This window comes from Labrenzia sp. CP4 (genome assembly GCF_001579905.1).
Classification (GTDB): Bacteria; Pseudomonadota; Alphaproteobacteria; order Rhizobiales; family Stappiaceae; genus Roseibium; species Roseibium algicola.
Genome location: NZ_CP011927.1, coordinates 4,099,030 through 4,116,255, shown reverse-complemented (window position 1 = coordinate 4,116,255; position 17,226 = coordinate 4,099,030). Strand labels below are relative to the sequence as shown.

Here is a 17,226-nt window from a genome sequence, read left to right as displayed (position 1 = left end):
TCAGTGCGTGGGCAATCACGACGGTGGCTTCGGCTGCGCTTCTTCTGCAGGCCGGCGGGCAGGTATGGGCAGCGGGCAGTGCCTTGAGCGACGACCCCATTCCCATGGTCACGGAAGCGGAAGTCCGCAAGCATCAGGAAGAAAACAGCGGGCCTGCCCCCCTGATTGCCGGTGACCACCATTCAAGCGAATTGAGCACCGATGCAGTTCCGATCATAGCGGAAGATGAGGAGCCCGAACCGACGCCACCGATCTTCCAGCGCGGCGAGAAATTCCTGGCCAGCGGAAATCTTGCGCCCGGTATCGAATTGCCGACCGGGGCAATCTGGCAACCGGCGCTTTGGGTGTTCGGCGACGCGCGCACCGCAATTGGCCACTATGCCAACGGCGTTGAAGATCCGCGCCAGTTCTGGGCGAGCCGTATCGACATCTTTGCCAATCTGAAACTGACACCTACCGAGCGGATCCTCATCGGGTTTTCGCCCTTGACGGAAAAACGCCGGAACACGGGCATTCTCTATACGGATGAAGGCGGCGTTGAATATGTCAACGGGCTCAATCCCTATGTGACGACACTTTTCTTCGAAGGTGAGTTCGGTGAGATTTTCCCGAACCTCGATCCGGACGACAACCGCAATTTCGACTTCGGATTTTCCATCGGCCGTCAGCCCCTGTTCTTTCAGGAAGGCATGATGATCAACGACAGTGTCGACGCGCTCGGCATCACGCGCGACACGATCGTCATTCCCGGCCTGACGCCGGATCTGAGGGCAACCGGCGTTTTCGGCTGGAACAATATCCGCCGCGGCGACAATGAACTCGACGACAGTGCCTTCCTTCTCGGCCTGTTCACCGAGGCCGATTTCCGTAAGAGCACGGCCAATCTGGATCTTGCCTATGTCATCAGCGATGAGGACGAGGGAGGAGACGGCTTCTATTTCGGGGCGTCCGCCGTACAGCGGTTCGGGCTTTACAATACGGCGTTCCGGATCAACACCTCGACCGCGATCGAAAAGCGAGGCCCGGCTGTCGACAACGGCGTGCTGATGTTTTCGGAAGTTTCGCGTACCGTGACGGCGTCCGAAAACGTCGTCTATGCCAATGCCTTCTGGGCTATCGGCAACTACACCTCCGCTGCCCGCGACAGCCTCACGGGTGGTCCTCTGGGTCAGGTTGGCATCCTGTTTGCCGCTCCGGCTGTTGGTCTGGGCGGGTCTGCACTTTCCAACCGGGCAGACAGCGTCTTCGGTGGATCTATCGGCCACCAGATGTTCTTCAACGAGGACAAGACACAGCTTGTTATGGAACTCGGTGGTCGCAAGGATACCGACGGCAGCGACGCCGGTGTGGTCGCATTCGGCGGCCAACTCTTGCATGCCCTCAACAACAGGAGCAGCATTCAGGTCGACGGGTTTGTTTCCGCCGGACAGGACCGGAAGGCGGGAACGGGACTGCGAATGGAACTGAGAACGAGGTTCTGATGAGAAACATCGGCTCATTTCTGGTCGGAAAGGCGGCCTGCCCATGATCCTGGCACTGCAAATCGGCGGTGGTACGATTGTTGCGCTCGCCCTGTTTCAGCTCTGCCTCGGGGTTTATTCATCTGTGGCGGCCGTCTTTCGCGAAAGACGCCTGGATGCCAGGCACCTGCAGCATTTCAACGATCTGGCACAGGCTGCCCTGCGCAATGCGGAAGTCGACAGGCTCAAGTCCGGAACGACCTGGTCCGGCAAACGCAAGTTCAGGATTGTCGAAAAGCGTGTCGAAAACAAATGCGGCGATATCTGCTCGTTCTATCTTCAGCCGCATGACGGAGGCGAGCTTCCACCGTTTCTACCGGGCCAGTTCCTGACGTTCGAACTGCCGATTTCAGATCAGCCCGCACCTGTTATCCGGTGCTATTCCCTGTCCGACAGTCCCTCCCGTCTGGACCGGTACCGGGTCACGATCAAGAGACTGTCACCGCCGCCGGATACCGGTGAAACCATACCCGGCGGGCTATCCTCGACCTATTTTCATGCCAGCCTCAAGGAAGGCGATGTCGTCGATGTGCAAGCGCCCAGGGGCGGTTTCGTATTGGACCTGCAATCGGAACGGCCGGTTGTCCTGATTGGTGGTGGTGTCGGCCTGACGCCGGTGCTGTCCATGCTGAAAGCGCTTGACGATGCCGGCAGCCACCGCGAAGTGCATTTCTTCCACGCCGCGCGTAGCGGCGATGACATTGTGCTGTGCGACGAAATCCGGGAGATCGCCGAGCGGCGGAACAACGTCCATTACCGCGTGCTCTACAGCGCACCGACCGATGCTTGCGTTGAGGGACGGGATTACGATTGCCCGGGCTTCCTGACAGTTGATGTGCTGAAGCGGTATCTGACGTCTTCCAACTACGAGTTCTATGTTTGCGGCCCTCCGCAGATGATGTCTTCGTTGACGGAGCAGCTGCGGGATTGGGGCGTACCGGACAGCGATATCCACTTCGAGGCATTCGGGCCTGCGTCCGTCAAAACCGTCAAGTCGCCGACAAGTTCACGGGAGGCGGCTGAAAGCGTGCAGGTGGAATTTTCGCGCTCCGGCAAGAAGGTTTCCTGGCACGAGCAGGACGGAACGCTGCTGGATCTGGCCGAACGCAACGGCATCCGGGTCGCTTCCGGCTGCCGGGCGGGCAACTGCGGAACCTGCGCGACAGCGCTCAAGGAAGGCGACGTGACCTATGTCACGCGGCCCGCCAGCAGCCCGGCGCAAGGGTCGGTGCTCATGTGTATCGCTTGCCCGGGAGGCAATGTCATTCTGGACGCCTGACGACGCGAGAGGGTGTCCATCATTTTTGGATCAAAGGATTGAGGGATTGGATATGGCTGGATTACTGAAGGGCTTGCGCCAGGCGGCGTCCTGCCTTGCCGTGTGCGCTGTCGGATATCTCGTGCTGGCCGGAATTGCCCCGGCTCAGGCCGACCCGAGCATGATTGTCGGACCGAACGAATGTGCGGAATGCCACAAGAAGGAAACCTCGATCTGGCAGAACACGCATCACTTCAGCACCTTCAGGGATCTGCCCAAGAGCGAGGATGCCGAAAAGATCGCCGCCAACATGGGCGTGAAACGACTTAAGGCGGAAAGCCTCTGCACCAACTGTCACTTCACCATGCAGACGGTGGACGGCAAGGAAAAGGCGATTGCCGGCAATTCCTGCGAGTCCTGCCATGGTCCTGCCAAGGAATGGTACAAGGTGCATTCGGATTTCAGCGGCAAGAAGGAAGGTCAGGAAACCGAGGCGGAAATTGCCGCACGCTGGGAAAAGGCAGAGGCAGCCGGCATGATCCGCCCCAAGATGACCTACGCACTGGCGAAAAACTGTTTCAGCTGTCACCTGGTGCCGAACGAGGAACTGGTGAATGTCGGCGGTCACACGCCCGGCAGTGCATTTGAACTGGTTAGCTGGAGCCAGGGCGAGGTGCGTCACAACACCTGGTACAACAAGGGAAAGTCCAACCCGGAGGCGTCCATCGAACGCAAGCGGATGCTGTTCCTCGTCGGGCGTATCGTCGAACTGGAAACGGCACTGATCGGCGTCAGCAAGGCGACCGAGAAGAAGGACTACGCCGTGAAGATGGCCAAACGGGCAAGCAATGCCACGAAGGTCATGGCAAGTCTTGCCAAGCTGTTGCCCGAGGCGCCCGAATTGGGTGAGATCCAGGAAATCGCAAGTGGTGCCAAGCTCAAGCTGAACAACCAGGATGAGCTGACCGATGCCGCGGCAAAGATCTCCGTGCTCGGCCTCAAGTTTGCCGACACCTACGACGGGACGACGTTCGCCGCGGTCGACAAGTACATTCCGGGAGCCGACAAGTTCAAGGGACCCGTGACGCAGTAGGGAGCCGGACTGTTGGATCAGGAGCTTCGCGACGAGCGAAACCGGCGCTGGGACGAGCCATTCGGCAAGGAACCGTTGGACCGGGAGACGGTGGACCGTGTCCTGGCCTTGCCGGCGTTTGCCGACGTCAATCCGGCCGACTTTCCCTCGTGGCTGCCGGTTGCAAGCGTCATTGCGAATGATGGCCGGATCAGGACTTTTCAGAAGGGCGAAACTGTCCTGCGCAAGGGTGACTATGGAAGTTCGCTGTTCATCATTCTGTCCGGATCCGTGTTCGGCCTGACTGCGTCTGCGCCGACTGCCGGCTCGGGCCGCAAGCAACAGAAATCCTGGCGCAGGTCGCTTGCGCAACTGTTCGCGCGCAAGCGTCCGCCAGAGTACCGCCCTGCGCGGCGGCGGTCTCGCAGACCTTCGTCCGCGGCCGCTTCAATCAGTGAAGGCACACGAGCAAATACGGTGGAAGCTGCCCTGCGTGTCGACGCGGACGAGCTGATTGCGAAGTATGAGACTTTCCTGCTGGAAGCCCCGCAGATGTTCGGCGAGCTGGCCGCCCTGACCCGAAGCCCGAGGCGCGCGACCATCTATGCCCTTGAGGACGACACAGTCCTGTTCGAGCTGCGCTGGCAGGGGCTGCGTGAAATTCGAGACTGGTCGGATGGCTTCCGCAAGCAGATCGACCAGCTTTACCATGAACGCGGTTTGCTGACCCGTTTGCAGGAATGCCCGGTCTTTGCCCATGTCGACAGCACAGCGCTGGCGGAAATCGCAGAAGAGGCCCTGTTCGAAACCTATGGCAATTTCAACTGGACTCACCGGTTCAAGACTGAAATTTCCAAGGAAGATGGTGCGCAGCACATCATCCAGCAGGAGCCGGTGATTTGTGAACAGGGCAGTCACGTCGACGGTTTGTTGCTGATCAACAGTGGCTTTGCCCGGGTCAGCGAACGGATCGATCACGGCGACAGGACCATTGGCCATCTGTCGAAAAACGACGTTTTCGGACTGGATGCGATTGCGGCGTTTGCGCGGGACAAGGTTTCTCCGGTTCTGGATACGAGCCTGCGCGCCATCGGCTATGTCGACGTCATCCGCATTCCGACGCATCTGGTCCAGAAACATGTATTGCCGGGGCTCGATCCTTCCTTCCTGCGGCAAGGCAGGCCGGATGATCGTGACGGCACGCGCGGGGAACTACGCCAGGGCATGATGGACTTCCTCGTCGATCACCGTTTCATCAACGGTGAGGAAGCCATGCTGATCAATCTGGAGCGCTGTGTCGGCTGTGACGATTGCGTGCGCGCCTGCGCGACCGCCCACGACAACAACCCCCGCTTCGTTCGGCAGGGGAGCCGGTTCGAGAACGCGATGATCGCGAGCGCCTGCATGCATTGCACCGATCCGGTTTGCCTGATCGGCTGCCCAACCGGCGCCATTCACAGGGCCGAGGACAGCGGGACTGTCGTCATTGACGACAACACCTGCATCGGCTGTGCGACCTGCGCCAATTCCTGTCCGTACAGCAATATCCGGATGGTCGAGATCCGTGACGAGAACGGACAGTTCGTGACGGATCGCGAAGGGCAGCCCATCAGCCGGGCAACCAAATGCGATCTGTGCGCCGATCAGCTGACGGGCCCAGCCTGTGTCCAGTCCTGTCCGCATGACGCGCTTGCGCGCGTCAATATGCGCGACACCGAAAGACTGCTGGAGTGGCTGAAATGAGCTGGCTCCTCAATCGCAACATCTTGTTGAAGCTTGGTGCGGCCGCTGTTTTGCTCGCGGTTTTCATGACCGTAAACCAGGCTTACCGGATCTCGTTGCGCGACAGCCAGTTCCTCAACGGTTGGGTTCTGGTGGCGGTCATGGCCGGCATGCTGCTGCTGACGTTTCGCAAGCAGTTGAGCACGTTGCCGCTCGGGCGCGTGCGCCACTGGTTGCAGGTGCATTATTACCTCGGGTTCCTGACCATCGGCGTCTTTCTGGTGCATACGCATCTGCGGTTTCCGAATGCGCCGCTGGAATGGCTCTTGTGGATCCTGTTCGTGTTGGTTTCGGCAAGTGGCTGTGTCGGCGGTTTTCTGGCCCGGATCGTTCCAGTGCGCCTGGAGGGCAGAGGTGACCGGGTCCTGTTCGAGCGCATTCCCGTGTTGCGCGCGCAAATCGCGGACGAGGCGGAAACTCTGGCGCTGGCCTCGTTGGAAGACGGCAGTTCCGTCAGCCTTGCCAATGTCTACCAGCGGGAGCTCGGCCGGTTCTTTGCGCGGCCGCGGTATGTGTTCGCGCATCTGCGCCAGTCGAGCCTGCCGATTTCGCGGATCATGGGCGAGTTGCAATCGATCGAGCGGTATCTGGACGGCAAGGGCAAGGAGCGTCTGGAACGGATGCGCCAGCTGGTGCGCGCTAAGAACGACCTTGATTTCCAGTATGCCAACGGCGGATTGCTGAAACTCTGGCTGTTTGTGCATGTACCGCCAACTTATGCCCTGATCCTGGCAATCCTGGCGCATGTCGTTGTTGCCTATGCCTTTTCGAGCGGAATTGCCTGACCATGAGCCTGTTACGCAGAATTGGTGTTCAGGAACGCCGTTATGAACGGCCGCAGGACGACTGGGTCTGCGGACATCTTGCCGAAGGGTGTCCGTGTCGTCTGGGACCGGACCGGAAAGGAAACTGCAGGGCGGGGCCTGCCTGCCAGCCTGTACAGGACGGTGACCGCTGGATTTGCCGGCGCTCGAGCCAGGAAGGCGGACCTTGCGAAGATGGTCCGCTGCCGGACGGAAGCTGCTGTCTGAACCAGGAACCCTGCGTGCCGAAGCCGAGCCTGCGCAAGCGCAGGCGGCGGGCAGCAGTCTGGCTCACGGCGCTGACTGCCGGGCTCGTGGCGATCATTCTCTCCGGCGGGGTGGCAAAGAACTATCTGATGCCGGGCCGGCTTGCAGCCCAGCACGCCAACCTGACAGATTGCCAGTCGTGCCACGCCGACGCACGTCCGCAAGGCCTTGGCTGGCTTCATGGCCTTGCCGCGACAGCTGCAGGACCGAAACAGACAGCAGCGCTCTGCACCACCTGTCACGACGTTGGTTCGCAGCCGTTCACGGCACATACAACGCCGGTTGAACAGCTCCGGCAGATGACACTTGCCCGCACGGCGGAAGTCGGCACCGGGCGTGATCAGAGCTGGACAAACCGGATCAAGTTCTCATTGCCGATGGCAGGGCAGACGCAAGGTAGCGCAGATACCGGGTCGCAGAACATCTATTGTGCCACCTGTCACCAGGAGCACCAGGGAAGCCTGGGCAAACTGACCGAAGTTTCCAATGACAGGTGCCAGACCTGCCATGTCGAGAAGTTCGGGCGTTTCGAGGACAGTCATCCGCAATTCGCAGGCTATCCCTTTTACCAGCGCACCAGCATCATCTTTGACCACAAGTCGCATTTCGGAAAGCACTTCCCGGATACCGCCGAGAAGCCCGATGGTGCCGGCAAGGTTCCGGCCATGTGCGAGACCTGCCATGAGGCGGGGAACGACGGCCGCTACATGGCAGTTCGAGATTTCGAAGGCATGTGCGCGACCTGTCACAGTGGCGACATTCTCGGTCAGACCATCGTGAGCGGACCGAAGGGCACGAATTTCCTCTCCGTTCCGGGCCTGGACGTCGAAACGCTTGCGGAACGGGGGATCGACGTCGGGTCCTGGCCGGAAAGGTCCGATGCAAGAATTACGCCCTTCATGCGGGCGCTTCTGGCGCTGGTGCTGGACGGCCGGGATATCGCGGGAGAAGTGTCGGACCTGGATCTTCTGGATCTGCGGGAGGCTGATGAGGACGCTTTGGCAAGGGTCCAAACGCTGGCCTGGGCGGTGAAGCAGTTGCTCGCGAATATCGAGCGTGATGGCCTTCCTGCCGCCATGGGCGCCGGGGCGGCGGACAGCGAAACCATGACGGACCACAGGCAAATGGCGCTGATGGTCGGTGTGATGCCACACGACGTGATCGCCGCCGCCAACCGGGAATGGTTGCCGGATCTCGCCCAGGACCTTGCCCGCCACGCCGACGGAACGCCAACCCGCGCGTTCGAGGAAGCCCGGCAGGAGGTTGAAGAGAACGAAGCAGTACAAGCCGAAGAGGCCGCGCCGGACACCCTTTCCGGGGTGGACGACAGCGATATTCTTGCCGGGACAGACGAAGCCGCCAGCGAAGGCCATGGTACCGATAGCCTCATCCTTGGCGGCGGAACGGATGATGGCGCAGAGCTGGCTTCCGAGGACCTGTTGCTGGCGCCTGCAGGAGCCGATGACGCATTGGCAGGCAAGACAGATACCGACGATGACATTCTTGCAGACGAAGGCTCGTTGGTTGAAGACGGTCTTGCCATAGCGGATGACGCAGGCGCCGACGAGTCGGACGGCTTGGACATCCTGGCGGAGGACGACGCTTCGAGCAGTTCCGATGGGGACGCTCTTCTCGGCCAGCCTGCGGGCGGAGAGGAAATACTTGCCGGTGACGATATTCTTGCCGGTGAGGACATCCTTGCGGCAGACGAAGGCGGAACGGGCCTGTTGAGCGACGCGGCCGAACCTGTCGACACATCGACTGCAACTGACGCCCCCTCTGCGCAAATCCGGGAGCAGCCGTTTGATCCGGAAAACTGGGCTCTTTACGGCGGCTGGTACCGGCAGGACCATACGATCCGGTATCGTCCGACGGGACATGAAGACCCCTTCCTGAAAACATGGCTCGATTATTCGAGCCATGCGGTAACGGATCAGGAAAAGGCCCTGCGGGATCCCGTATTTGCCTCGCTCAGTGACCCGGGCGCGGTGGGACGCTGTACCAAGTGCCACAGCGTCGACACGGCTGGCGTTGAAAAGGCCGTGCGCTGGCACCCCTTCGATCCCGCACAGGTGACGACACGTCTCACGCGCTTTTCTCACGACCCGCACATCAGCGCAGTCGGAACGGAAGGATGCGTGACGTGCCACGCGCTCACCACGGGGGCGGACACCTATCTGAAGAGCTACGAGCAAGGTGACCCTGCCATCCACGCACCGAACTTCACCCCTATCGACAAGGCCACTTGCGCGACCTGCCACACGGAACGTGCGGCTGGAGAAGAATGCACGCTTTGCCACCAGTATCACACGGGTGGGTTCAGCCTGCCGCTGGTCAGAACCGAGGTGCCTAAGGAATAGCAGTTCGCAAGAGTGCTCCGCAGGCAATCGTCAAGTCGCAGGTGTCAGTCGAAAGCGATGGCGTATTTGCCGCGCCCCAGGCCGGCGTCGAGTGAGACGGACTTCAGGTAGTCTTCTTTGGCCTGGTCACGTTGGCCCAGTCGCAGCCTCAGGTTCGCACGGCTGTAATAGGCCTTGGCAAATCCGTCGCTGTGGGCGATCGCAGAGTTGAAGTCGTCTTCCGCCTTGTTCAGATGACCGGCGGCAAGATGAGCTTTGCCGCGATTGTAAAGGGCAAGGGGGTGGTTGGCGACAAGCTTCAGGACCACGTCGTAATCGGCAATCGCCGCGGTATAATTTTCAAGTTGAGCCTGGGCGAAACCACGGTTGAAACGCGCAGCGGCGTAATTGGTATTGATCGCCAGGGCTTTGTCGTAGTCGGCTATCGCTTCCCGGTATTGGTCAAGCTTGCGCTTGGCGTATCCACGGTTGTTGTAGGCTGCGGCATATCCGGGCCGCATCTTCAGAGCGACATCATAATTGGCTATGGCTGCGCCATAATCACCCATCATGCGGTAGACCAGCCCTCTGTTGTTGTAGGCTTCCGGAAACTCGGGGCGAAGCCGGATGGCAACAGTGTAGCGAAGCAGCGCGGCTGAATAATCTTTCGACTTCGCCAGTGCCAGTCCCCGGTTGTAGTAGGTATTGGCAAGTCGGCGTTGCAATGGCGCCTCGATCAGGCGGAAGTCCTGACAAGCCGTCTGAAAATCCTGCGTCTGGTCCAGGGTAAAGTCGACGTCCGGCCCTTTGCCCTGTTTCCAGTCCGATGCCTTGTACCCGGTGATTGAATAAACGTAATTGCGGGTTTCATCGGGAAGGCGCCCGCGCCCACGGCGCCAGTTATCGACACGGTCTTCCCCGGCATTATAGGCTGCGGCCGCCAGCCCAAGGTTGCCGTAACCTTTAAAAAGATATCCCAGCAAGCGGGAAGAAGCTTCAATGGCTTCCACTGGCTCGAATGAGTTTTCAAGGCCCCAGTTGGCGGCGGTGTAAGGCATGAACTGGGCAATGCCTTCCGCACCGGCCGGGCTGATCGCATTGGGGTCGAAACGGCTTTCCTTCCAGATCAACTTGGCGAAGAAACCCGGTGGCAGGCCCTGTTTATTCGCCGCCGCCTCGATGGTGCTGCACATCTGCTGCAGGAAGGCAGCCTCGTCCCGGACCGTGTAAAACGGTCCATGTTCCTTGCGCACTGTCTCGGCTGCCGCCCAGGCGGCAAGAACAGGTGCCATAATGACCGTTTCCGCAGGCTCCGCCGCGTAGGAAGACCCGAAACCGGAAAGGCATGCCGTGCCGGCAATCGCAAGGAGGAGAAACTGTCGAAGTGCCTTGGTCAACGCAGGTCCGTCAATCGGGTGAAAGGCGCACGTCATGTGCGGCGGCAATCATAGCTTCCCCGGCAGGCCAGCTCAATGTCTGCACTGAAGGCTGCAAACCTGCCGAAAACGTGGTTCAGGCAGGGGCTGACAACAGGTTCTGCGCAAGTGCCGGAAGGTCCTTGAAGCTCGAAAAGGACACAGCATGTGGAATCTCGGAAATGGGACGTTTGCGGTAGCCTTCGGTGAACAGTGCAAAGGGCATGCCCGCATTGACAGCCGTTTCCGCATCGACCTCGCTGTCGCCGACATAAACGACCGGACCGCCGCCGAGGGACGATTGCAGGTAATGCAGCCCGGCCGGGTCCGGTTTGCGCTCCGTCAGGCTGTCCCCGCCGACGAGGCCCTGGAAATAACGCGACAAACCCAGGTCCTCGATAATCTTCTCGGCGGGCCGCTGCGGTTTGTTTGTGCAGATCGCCAACGTGTGTCCGGACTGCAGCAAGTGGTTGAGCGTGGCTTCGACGTCAGGGTAGGGGGCCGTCAGATCGGTCGCATGCGCCTGGTAATCCTCCAGGAAGCTCGAAATGAGACGTGTGCGATCTCGCGTCTGCAGGCCGGTGGCATCGATGATACGGTCAACCAGCGTCGGAATACCGTTGCCGATGAAGGAGCGGATGGTTTCAAGCGGTAGCGCCGACAGGCCTTCGCCTTCCAGAAGGCGGCATGCCGCTGCATGAAGATCCTGGGCGCTGTCGATCAGCGTGCCATCTAGGTCGAAAATCAGAATCGGATTCATGCAGCCTTCCATTTGATGGAGCATCCCATGGACGGGATCTGATCTTCCGGTCCCTTGCCCGTTTCTGCAACCTGTCGCATCGCTTCGAACAGATCACGCCGAAGGTCTGCAGGACCCGTCTCCCTGCGGGAGGCATCAAGTCGCCCACGGTACTGAAGTTCCAGCGCTGAATTGAAGCCGAAGAAATCCGGTGTGCAGGCTGCATCATAGGCGCGGGCGACAGACTGGTCCGCGTCATAGAGATAGGGGAAGGGGAAGTTCTCCCTGGTCGCCAGCTCGGTCATTTTCTCGAAACTGTCTTCAGGATAGCTCTCGGCATCATTGGCGCTGATCGCGGCAACGCCGATGCCAATCGCCTGCAGGTCACGGGCATCGCGCAGGATCCTGTCACGGACGGCAACCACATAAGGACAATGGTTGCAGATGAACATGATCAGCGTGCCCTTGGGGCCGGCAATGTCTGACAGCTTGTAGGTCTTGCCGTCGGTCGCGGGCAATTCGAAATCGGGTGCTTTCCAGCCAAAATCGCAAACAGGCGGAATGGCGGCCATCGTGTCGTCTCCCCTTGGAATGATGCGCTTTGTCAAAAGGATAGAGTAGGTCACCCCATGGAAGAAATGAAGTGACCGGACGGAGGAAAATCGCCAACAGCGCATGGCCGGAGCGCCAGCATCCGGCAAGATGGCAAGCGCTGAATGAAATAATCAACGACTGGTAAAGTGCACGGGCTCGACCCCAGGCAAACGAAGACGCATTCCACGGGCCGACCGGACTTGTGGCATCGGCCCGGCAATCCGGACCGGTGCCGGGCTGTTGTTTCAGAGCCAGGCCTGTTTCGGATCAGGCAGCGGAATTGCGTCGAGCAGAGTGCGTGTGTAGTCCGCTTTCGGATTGGCGAAGAGTTCGGCCGTTTCGGAGTTTTCGACAATCTCGCCCTTGTAGAGCACCAGGATGCGGGTACACAGCCGCCGGATCACCGAGAGATCATGACTGATGAAGGCCAGGGTGAGACCGAGGTCCTTGACAAGGCTCTCAAGCAGGTTGAGCACCTGGGCCTGGGAGGACACATCGAGCCCGGATACGATCTCGTCGGCCAGGATGAAGTCGGGTTTCAGGGCGATTGCCCTTGCAATCCCGACGCGCTGGCGTTGACCGCCGGACAACTCGTGTGGATAGCGAGTCGCGAAATGCCGGGGCAGGCCAACCATGTCGAGTGCTTCGTCGACCCGGCCCTTGATGTTGTCGAGGCCCTGAAGGCGCAGTGGCCCGGCAATGATACCGCCGACACGCCGGCGAGGATTGAGTGAAGACATCGGGTCCTGAAAGATCATCTGGAAGCGCCGGCGCAAGGGCCGCAGGCTGTCCTCATGAAGATGGGTGATGTCGGTGCCTTCAAACCGGATCGCGCCACTGTCCGGTTCGATCAGGCGGATCAGTGCCCTGCCGAGCGTGGATTTGCCTGATCCGGACCCTCCGACGATACCGAGGACTTCGCCCTTGGGAATATCGAAGGATAGCCCTTTCAGAACGTCGATCCGCGGTGCCGCGCCAAGAAGCGGTTTGCGGGACATGTCCGGAAAGGAGACGTGCAGGTCTTTCAGCTCGTAGATGATATCGCTCATGGCCGGGCTCCTGCCTTCAATTGTGCGTCGAAGGCAGCCACTTCAGCTTCCACCGCTTTCGTCACGCCTTCCGGTACAGGTGTCAGTGAGCCTTGCGGGTCTGTATATTTCGGCGTTGCCGCAAGAAGGGCTTTCGAATAGGCGTGCGAAGGCGCGGCAAAGAAATTCTCGACGGAGGTTTCTTCAATCACCTTGCCCGCATAGAGCACTGTCAGTGACTGGGCTATCTTCGAGACGACACCAAGATCGTGGGTGACGAACAGCAGAGCGGTGCCGTGGCGCTGCTGCATTTCGCGGATCAGCTTGAGGATCTGCTTTTGAACGGTCACGTCGAGCGCTGTCGTCGGCTCGTCGGCGATGATCAGCTTCGGTTCGGCGGCAAAGGCGGACGCAATCAGGATACGCTGGCGCATGCCGCCGGACAGTTCGTGCGGATAGGCCTTCATCACCCGTTCCGGTGACTGGATGTGGACCTCTTCCAACAGCTCCAACGCCCGTTTCTCGGCATCCGGGCGTTTCCAGCCGAGAATATCCACCAGCCTGTCCGTTATCTGCGGCCCGACACGGCGGGATGGATTGAGCGCTGTGAGCGGGTCCTGTGGTATCAGGGCCGCGCGGGCGCCAATCCGCTGGCGTCTCGCCTTTTGGGAGAGCGTCTGCAGGTCTTCCCCGTCGAGCAGGATCTTGCCCCCGGTCAACCTTGCGGCCTTCGGCAGAATGCCGAGAACAGCCTTGCCGATCATGCTCTTGCCCGCGCCACTTTCCCCGACAAGTGCACGCACCTCACCAGGTTCCACATCAAGCGAGACATGCCGGAGCAGCGGCATGCCGTTCTTCAGCTGGACCGTCAGGTCCTGAATGGACAAAAAGCTCATCGCAGCACCGGATCGAAATGGTCCTTCAGGCCTTCGCCGAGCTGGGAAAAGCTCAGCACCGTCAGGAAAAGCGCGAACAAGGGAAACACGAGAACCCACCAGGCCTGATAGATGGAGGTACGGCCTTCGGCAATCATGCCGCCCCATGTCGGCTGGTCCGTGGAAATGGACAGGTTCACGAAGGAAAGGATCGCCTCGACGATCACCGCGATACCCATTTCCAGCGTCAAGAGGGCGACGATGGTCGGTAGGACGTTCGGCAGGATCTCGGTCAGGGCGGTGCCGAAACGGGTGCGGCCGGCAACCTGTGCCGACGCCACATAGTCCATCGCTCCCTGGCTCATCGCTTCAGCCCGGACGACGCGCGCAAAGCGGGTCCAGTCGATGACGACAATGGCAATGATGACGGACATCAGTCCGGTTCCCAGAACCGCAATCAGCAGGATTGCAAAGAGAACCGGAGGGAAGGCCATCCAGATGTCGATGAAGCGCGAGATCACCAGATCCGCCCAGCCCCGGTAGTACCCTGCGATCAGGCCAAGCGTTGCCCCGATAAGGCAGGTAAGCGTTCCGGCGACCAGCGCAACGATCAGCGCAAGTCTTGCGCCATAGAGCATGCGGCTGAGCACGTCGCGGCCGAGGCTGTCGGTTCCCAGCAAATAGGCCGGGTCGGCGCCTTGTTCGAAGAAGGGCGGCAGACGTCCGGCGAAAAGATCCTGTGCCAGCGGGTCATGTGGGCTGATCAGGGGAGCGAAGACGGCTGCCAGCACCAGGAAGGTGAGCCAGCCGCCACTGAGCCAGAGCCTGATGCCAGGCAGGCGACGGATATGTCCTCGAGCGTCACGCATGGCGCAGCCTCGGGTTCAGGGCGGCATAGGCCATGTCCACCACCAGATTGACCATCGTGAAGAGCAGGGCGAAAATCAGGACAATGCCCTGGATCAATGGCAGGTCGCGGTTGATCACCGCGTCAATCGCCATGTTGCCGAGACCTTCGTAGGAAAACAGGCGTTCGATGATGACCGTGCCGCCTATGAGAAATGTGAACTGGACGCCGATAAGCGTCAGCGTGGGAAGGATCGCGTTCGGCAGGGCATCGCGCAGGATGATCGAGCTTTCCGAATAGCCCTTTGTTCGGGCCAGGGTGATGTAGTCGTCGTGCATGCATTCCTTCAGGGATTGCTTGAGGAGCTGCAGGATAATGGCTGCCAACGGGATCGCCAGCGCAAGCGCCGGCATGAGCATGTGCCCCATGAGATCCAGAACCACATCGAACCGGAACCGGGCGAGCGCTTCGAAGAGATAGAAATTGGAGCTGAACTCGAACCCGAGCGAGGGTGAAATCCGGCCGGAAATGTGAAACAGCGGCCACAGCACGCCGAACAGCAGGATCAGCGCCAGGCCCCAAAGGAAATCCGGCAGGGACAGCGCGATGCCGCCGGCAACGTCGATCCCGCCTTCCACCTTGGAACCGCGGTAGAGCGTTGCAGTGAGAGCGGCAGCACCTCCGATGATGACGGCGATCAGCAAGGCCATGACCGAGAGTTCCAGCGTGGCCGGCAAACGGCCTATCACCAGGTCGTAGACCGGTTGGCGCAGGGTGATGGACGTGCCGAAATCACCCTGGATCACGTTGGAGATCCAGATCACGAACTGTTCGAAGATGCTCTTGTCGAGCCCGTAAAGCGCTTTCAGCCGGTCGATGTCGGCATCTGTCGCCCCGGGTGGCAGCATCATGGCGATGGGGTTGCCAGGGACGACCCGGATGACCACGAACACGATGATCGCGGCCCCAAGCAGGGTGATAAGCGTTGTGATGAGGCGCGTCAGCAGCGCGCGCACGATTTGCATGACGGTATTTGGCCCAAAAATCGGAAAAAGTCGCCGCAACACCCCGGGAGCAAGCTTTAGAGGGTGTTGCGGCGAAGGCGGGTTCGAAAATTCCGGATTTTTAGGAACGCGTCATCAACGCAGGCAGCAGCGCGCCGGAAGCGTGCGGCGTGACCTTGACCTTGTCGCTGTGCAGGATCGGCTGGACATACTGCAGGAGCGGAATGACCAGGGCATTTTCTGCAATGTGGCGATCGACTTCCTTCCAGCCTTCGATGCGCTTGTCCTCGTCAGCCTCGCCCCAAAGCGGCAGGATCTTCTGCATCAGCTCTTCGCCATCCCAGACGGAGTGAGGCGAGGGGCCGAACATGGCAAACCCGGTCGAGGTGGTCGGGTCGCCAATGGCATTGCCCCAGTTGTAGAAGGCTGCCGGGGCCAGCGTATCGGCCGCGCGCAATTCGTAATGCTTGGCGATTTCGTAGACTTCGATTTCCGCCTCGATGCCGATCTTGCGCCACAAGCCGACAATGGCCTGAATGATCTCGTAGTCCTTCGGCTTGAAGCCGCGGGTGGTCTGGATCTTGAACTTGACCGGATTGTCCGGACCGAAGCCGGATGCCGCCAGCAGTTCCTTTGCCTTATCCGGGTCGTAGGGAACGGTGATCGAGGCATCATAAGCGGAATAGTCGGGTGTCTGCAGCGTGTCGATGGGCACGCCGTATCCCGACAGGAGACGCTCGATAATGGTTTTCTTGTCGATGGAATAGGCCATCGCCTTGCGCACGTTTTCGTCCAGCATCGGATCGACATCGTTGATGAAAATCATGCCGATGTCGGAGATCGGGGCTGCGGTGCCGACGATGCCGTCGTTTTCCTTCAGCCGGTCGAATTCCTCGTAAGGCATTTCCAGCGTGACATGCGCATTGCCCGACATCACTTCGAAGGTTCGGCTGGACGCATCGGTGACGAACTTGATCGTGACCGTCTTGAATTCCGGTGCGCCGCCCCAGTAGTTCTCGTTGGCTTTCAGCCGGACGAAGGCGTTGCGCTCGAACTTGTCGACCATGTAAGGCCCGGTGCCGATCGGCTTGGCCTCGAAGCCATCGGCGCCGACTTCCTCATAGTATTTCTTCGGCATCACATAGCCGGTCAGGAAGCTCATCCACTTGAAGATGGTGGGCTCGTATTCCTTGACGTCGGCGGTGATCTTGTTGCCGTCGATCTGGAAGTTGCCAACCTTGCCCCAGATGAACTGGATCGGATTGCCCGTATCGGGATTGCCGGCGCGTTCCAGAGACCAGACGATGTCTTCCGGTGTCAGCGGATCACCGTTGTGCCACGTGACGCCTTCGCGCACATCCATCCAGATCTTCGACTTGTCGTCGTTCCAGCCCCAGGCGGTGATGATGCCCGGTGCAAAGCTGAGGTCCGTGTTCTGATGAATGAACATGTCGAACACGGACTGGTAGATGCCCTGGATGGTCGGGTTGACCGCGGACGGGCCGACAGTCGGATCCCAGCTCGGCAGGTTGACGTTATAGGCAATCACCAGTTCTTCGATGTCGCTGGCGAATGCTACCGGTGTTCCGACGGCTGTCAGCAATCCGCTGGCGGCCGCACTTTTAAGCAGTGTGCGTCTTGAAACTCTCATGGTTACTGTTCCCCATTTTACCTCTGGTGCCG

At 60.0% G+C, this 17,226-nt stretch carries 14 protein-coding genes; 6 read left to right on the top strand and 8 right to left on the bottom strand.

Features of this window, described 5'->3' with window-relative positions:
- Positions 1-83: 83 nt before the first annotated feature.
- The 6 genes from ACP90_RS18900 (at position 84) to ACP90_RS18875 (ending at position 9,062) form a co-directional block, all read left to right on the top strand.
- Entirely contained in the window at positions 84-1,481 is a 1,398-nt protein-coding gene (locus tag ACP90_RS18900; protein ID WP_145903751.1) for a hypothetical protein, read from the top strand.
- Positions 1,482-1,524: 43 nt separating this feature from the next.
- Complete coding sequence (locus ACP90_RS18895; RefSeq protein WP_062489320.1) at positions 1,525-2,799, top strand: 2Fe-2S iron-sulfur cluster-binding protein; 1,275 nt, start codon at positions 1,525-1,527, stop codon at positions 2,797-2,799.
- Positions 2,800-2,851: 52 nt separating this feature from the next.
- Positions 2,852-3,871, top strand: a complete 1,020-nt coding sequence (locus ACP90_RS18890) for a cytochrome c family protein (protein WP_088665202.1) — start codon at positions 2,852-2,854, stop codon at positions 3,869-3,871.
- Positions 3,872-3,883: 12 nt separating this feature from the next.
- Positions 3,884-5,593: a 4Fe-4S dicluster domain-containing protein gene (locus tag ACP90_RS18885; RefSeq protein WP_062489317.1), complete on the top strand. Its 1,710-nt coding sequence runs from the start codon at positions 3,884-3,886 to the stop codon at positions 5,591-5,593.
- A complete protein-coding gene (locus ACP90_RS18880) occupies positions 5,590-6,417 on the top strand; it encodes a hypothetical protein (RefSeq protein ID WP_022997721.1) in 828 nt (275 codons plus the stop codon). Before ACP90_RS18885 ends, ACP90_RS18880 begins: the two co-directional genes overlap by 4 nt.
- Positions 6,418-6,677: 260 nt before the next feature.
- Positions 6,678-9,062 carry a hypothetical protein gene (locus ACP90_RS18875; RefSeq protein ID WP_145915797.1) on the top strand — a complete coding sequence of 795 codons (2,385 nt, stop codon included), beginning with the start codon at positions 6,678-6,680 and terminating at the stop codon, positions 9,060-9,062.
- Positions 9,063-9,106: 44 nt separating this feature from the next.
- On the opposite strand, the gene ACP90_RS18870 is transcribed toward ACP90_RS18875, so the two are convergent.
- The 8 genes from ACP90_RS18870 to ACP90_RS18835 form a co-directional block, all read right to left on the bottom strand.
- Complete coding sequence (locus ACP90_RS18870) at positions 9,107-10,474, bottom strand: tetratricopeptide repeat protein (protein ID WP_158514196.1); 1,368 nt, start codon at positions 10,472-10,474, stop codon at positions 9,107-9,109.
- A gap of 79 nt (positions 10,475-10,553) precedes the next feature.
- Entirely contained in the window at positions 10,554-11,216 is a 663-nt protein-coding gene (gene gph, locus ACP90_RS18865) for a phosphoglycolate phosphatase (RefSeq protein WP_055659551.1), read from the bottom strand.
- Positions 11,213-11,767, bottom strand: a complete 555-nt coding sequence (locus ACP90_RS18860) for a thioredoxin family protein (RefSeq protein ID WP_062489311.1) — start codon at positions 11,765-11,767, stop codon at positions 11,213-11,215. The genes gph and ACP90_RS18860 overlap by 4 nt, the downstream gene beginning before the upstream one ends.
- Positions 11,768-12,034: 267 nt before the next feature.
- A complete protein-coding gene (locus ACP90_RS18855; RefSeq protein WP_055659058.1) occupies positions 12,035-12,838 on the bottom strand; it encodes an ATP-binding cassette domain-containing protein in 804 nt (267 codons plus the stop codon).
- Complete coding sequence (locus ACP90_RS18850; protein WP_022997714.1) at positions 12,835-13,713, bottom strand: ABC transporter ATP-binding protein; 879 nt, start codon at positions 13,711-13,713, stop codon at positions 12,835-12,837. The genes ACP90_RS18855 and ACP90_RS18850 overlap by 4 nt, the downstream gene beginning before the upstream one ends.
- Entirely contained in the window at positions 13,710-14,561 is an 852-nt protein-coding gene (locus ACP90_RS18845) for an ABC transporter permease (RefSeq protein WP_062489309.1), read from the bottom strand. The genes ACP90_RS18850 and ACP90_RS18845 overlap by 4 nt, the downstream gene beginning before the upstream one ends.
- Positions 14,554-15,564, bottom strand: a complete 1,011-nt coding sequence (locus ACP90_RS18840; protein ID WP_022997712.1) for an ABC transporter permease — start codon at positions 15,562-15,564, stop codon at positions 14,554-14,556. The genes ACP90_RS18845 and ACP90_RS18840 overlap by 8 nt, the downstream gene beginning before the upstream one ends.
- A 100-nt stretch (positions 15,565-15,664) precedes the next feature.
- On the bottom strand, positions 15,665-17,194 hold the full coding sequence (locus ACP90_RS18835; protein ID WP_055659066.1) for an ABC transporter substrate-binding protein: 1,530 nt from the start codon (positions 17,192-17,194) through the stop codon (positions 15,665-15,667).
- Positions 17,195-17,226 lie beyond the last annotated feature (32 nt).

Bases quoted from the DNA above. Each gene is read 5' to 3' on its own strand.
- ACP90_RS18895 (WP_062489320.1), top strand. From the start codon at position 1,525: ATGATCCTGGCACTGCAAATCGGCGGTGGTACGATTGTTGCGCTCGCC.
- ACP90_RS18890 (WP_088665202.1), top strand. From the start codon at position 2,852: ATGGCTGGATTACTGAAGGGCTTGCGCCAGGCGGCGTCCTGCCTTGCC.
- ACP90_RS18880 (WP_022997721.1), top strand. From the start codon at position 5,590: ATGAGCTGGCTCCTCAATCGCAACATCTTGTTGAAGCTTGGTGCGGCC.
- ACP90_RS18870 (WP_158514196.1), bottom strand. From the start codon at position 10,474: ATGACGTGCGCCTTTCACCCGATTGACGGACCTGCGTTGACCAAGGCA.
- gph (WP_055659551.1), bottom strand. From the start codon at position 11,216: ATGAATCCGATTCTGATTTTCGACCTAGATGGCACGCTGATCGACAGC.
- ACP90_RS18860 (WP_062489311.1), bottom strand. From the start codon at position 11,767: ATGGCCGCCATTCCGCCTGTTTGCGATTTTGGCTGGAAAGCACCCGAT.
- ACP90_RS18855 (WP_055659058.1), bottom strand. From the start codon at position 12,838: ATGAGCGATATCATCTACGAGCTGAAAGACCTGCACGTCTCCTTTCCG.
- ACP90_RS18850 (WP_022997714.1), bottom strand. From the start codon at position 13,713: ATGAGCTTTTTGTCCATTCAGGACCTGACGGTCCAGCTGAAGAACGGC.
- ACP90_RS18845 (WP_062489309.1), bottom strand. From the start codon at position 14,561: ATGCGTGACGCTCGAGGACATATCCGTCGCCTGCCTGGCATCAGGCTC.
- ACP90_RS18840 (WP_022997712.1), bottom strand. From the start codon at position 15,564: ATGCAAATCGTGCGCGCGCTGCTGACGCGCCTCATCACAACGCTTATC.
- ACP90_RS18835 (WP_055659066.1), bottom strand. From the start codon at position 17,194: ATGAGAGTTTCAAGACGCACACTGCTTAAAAGTGCGGCCGCCAGCGGA.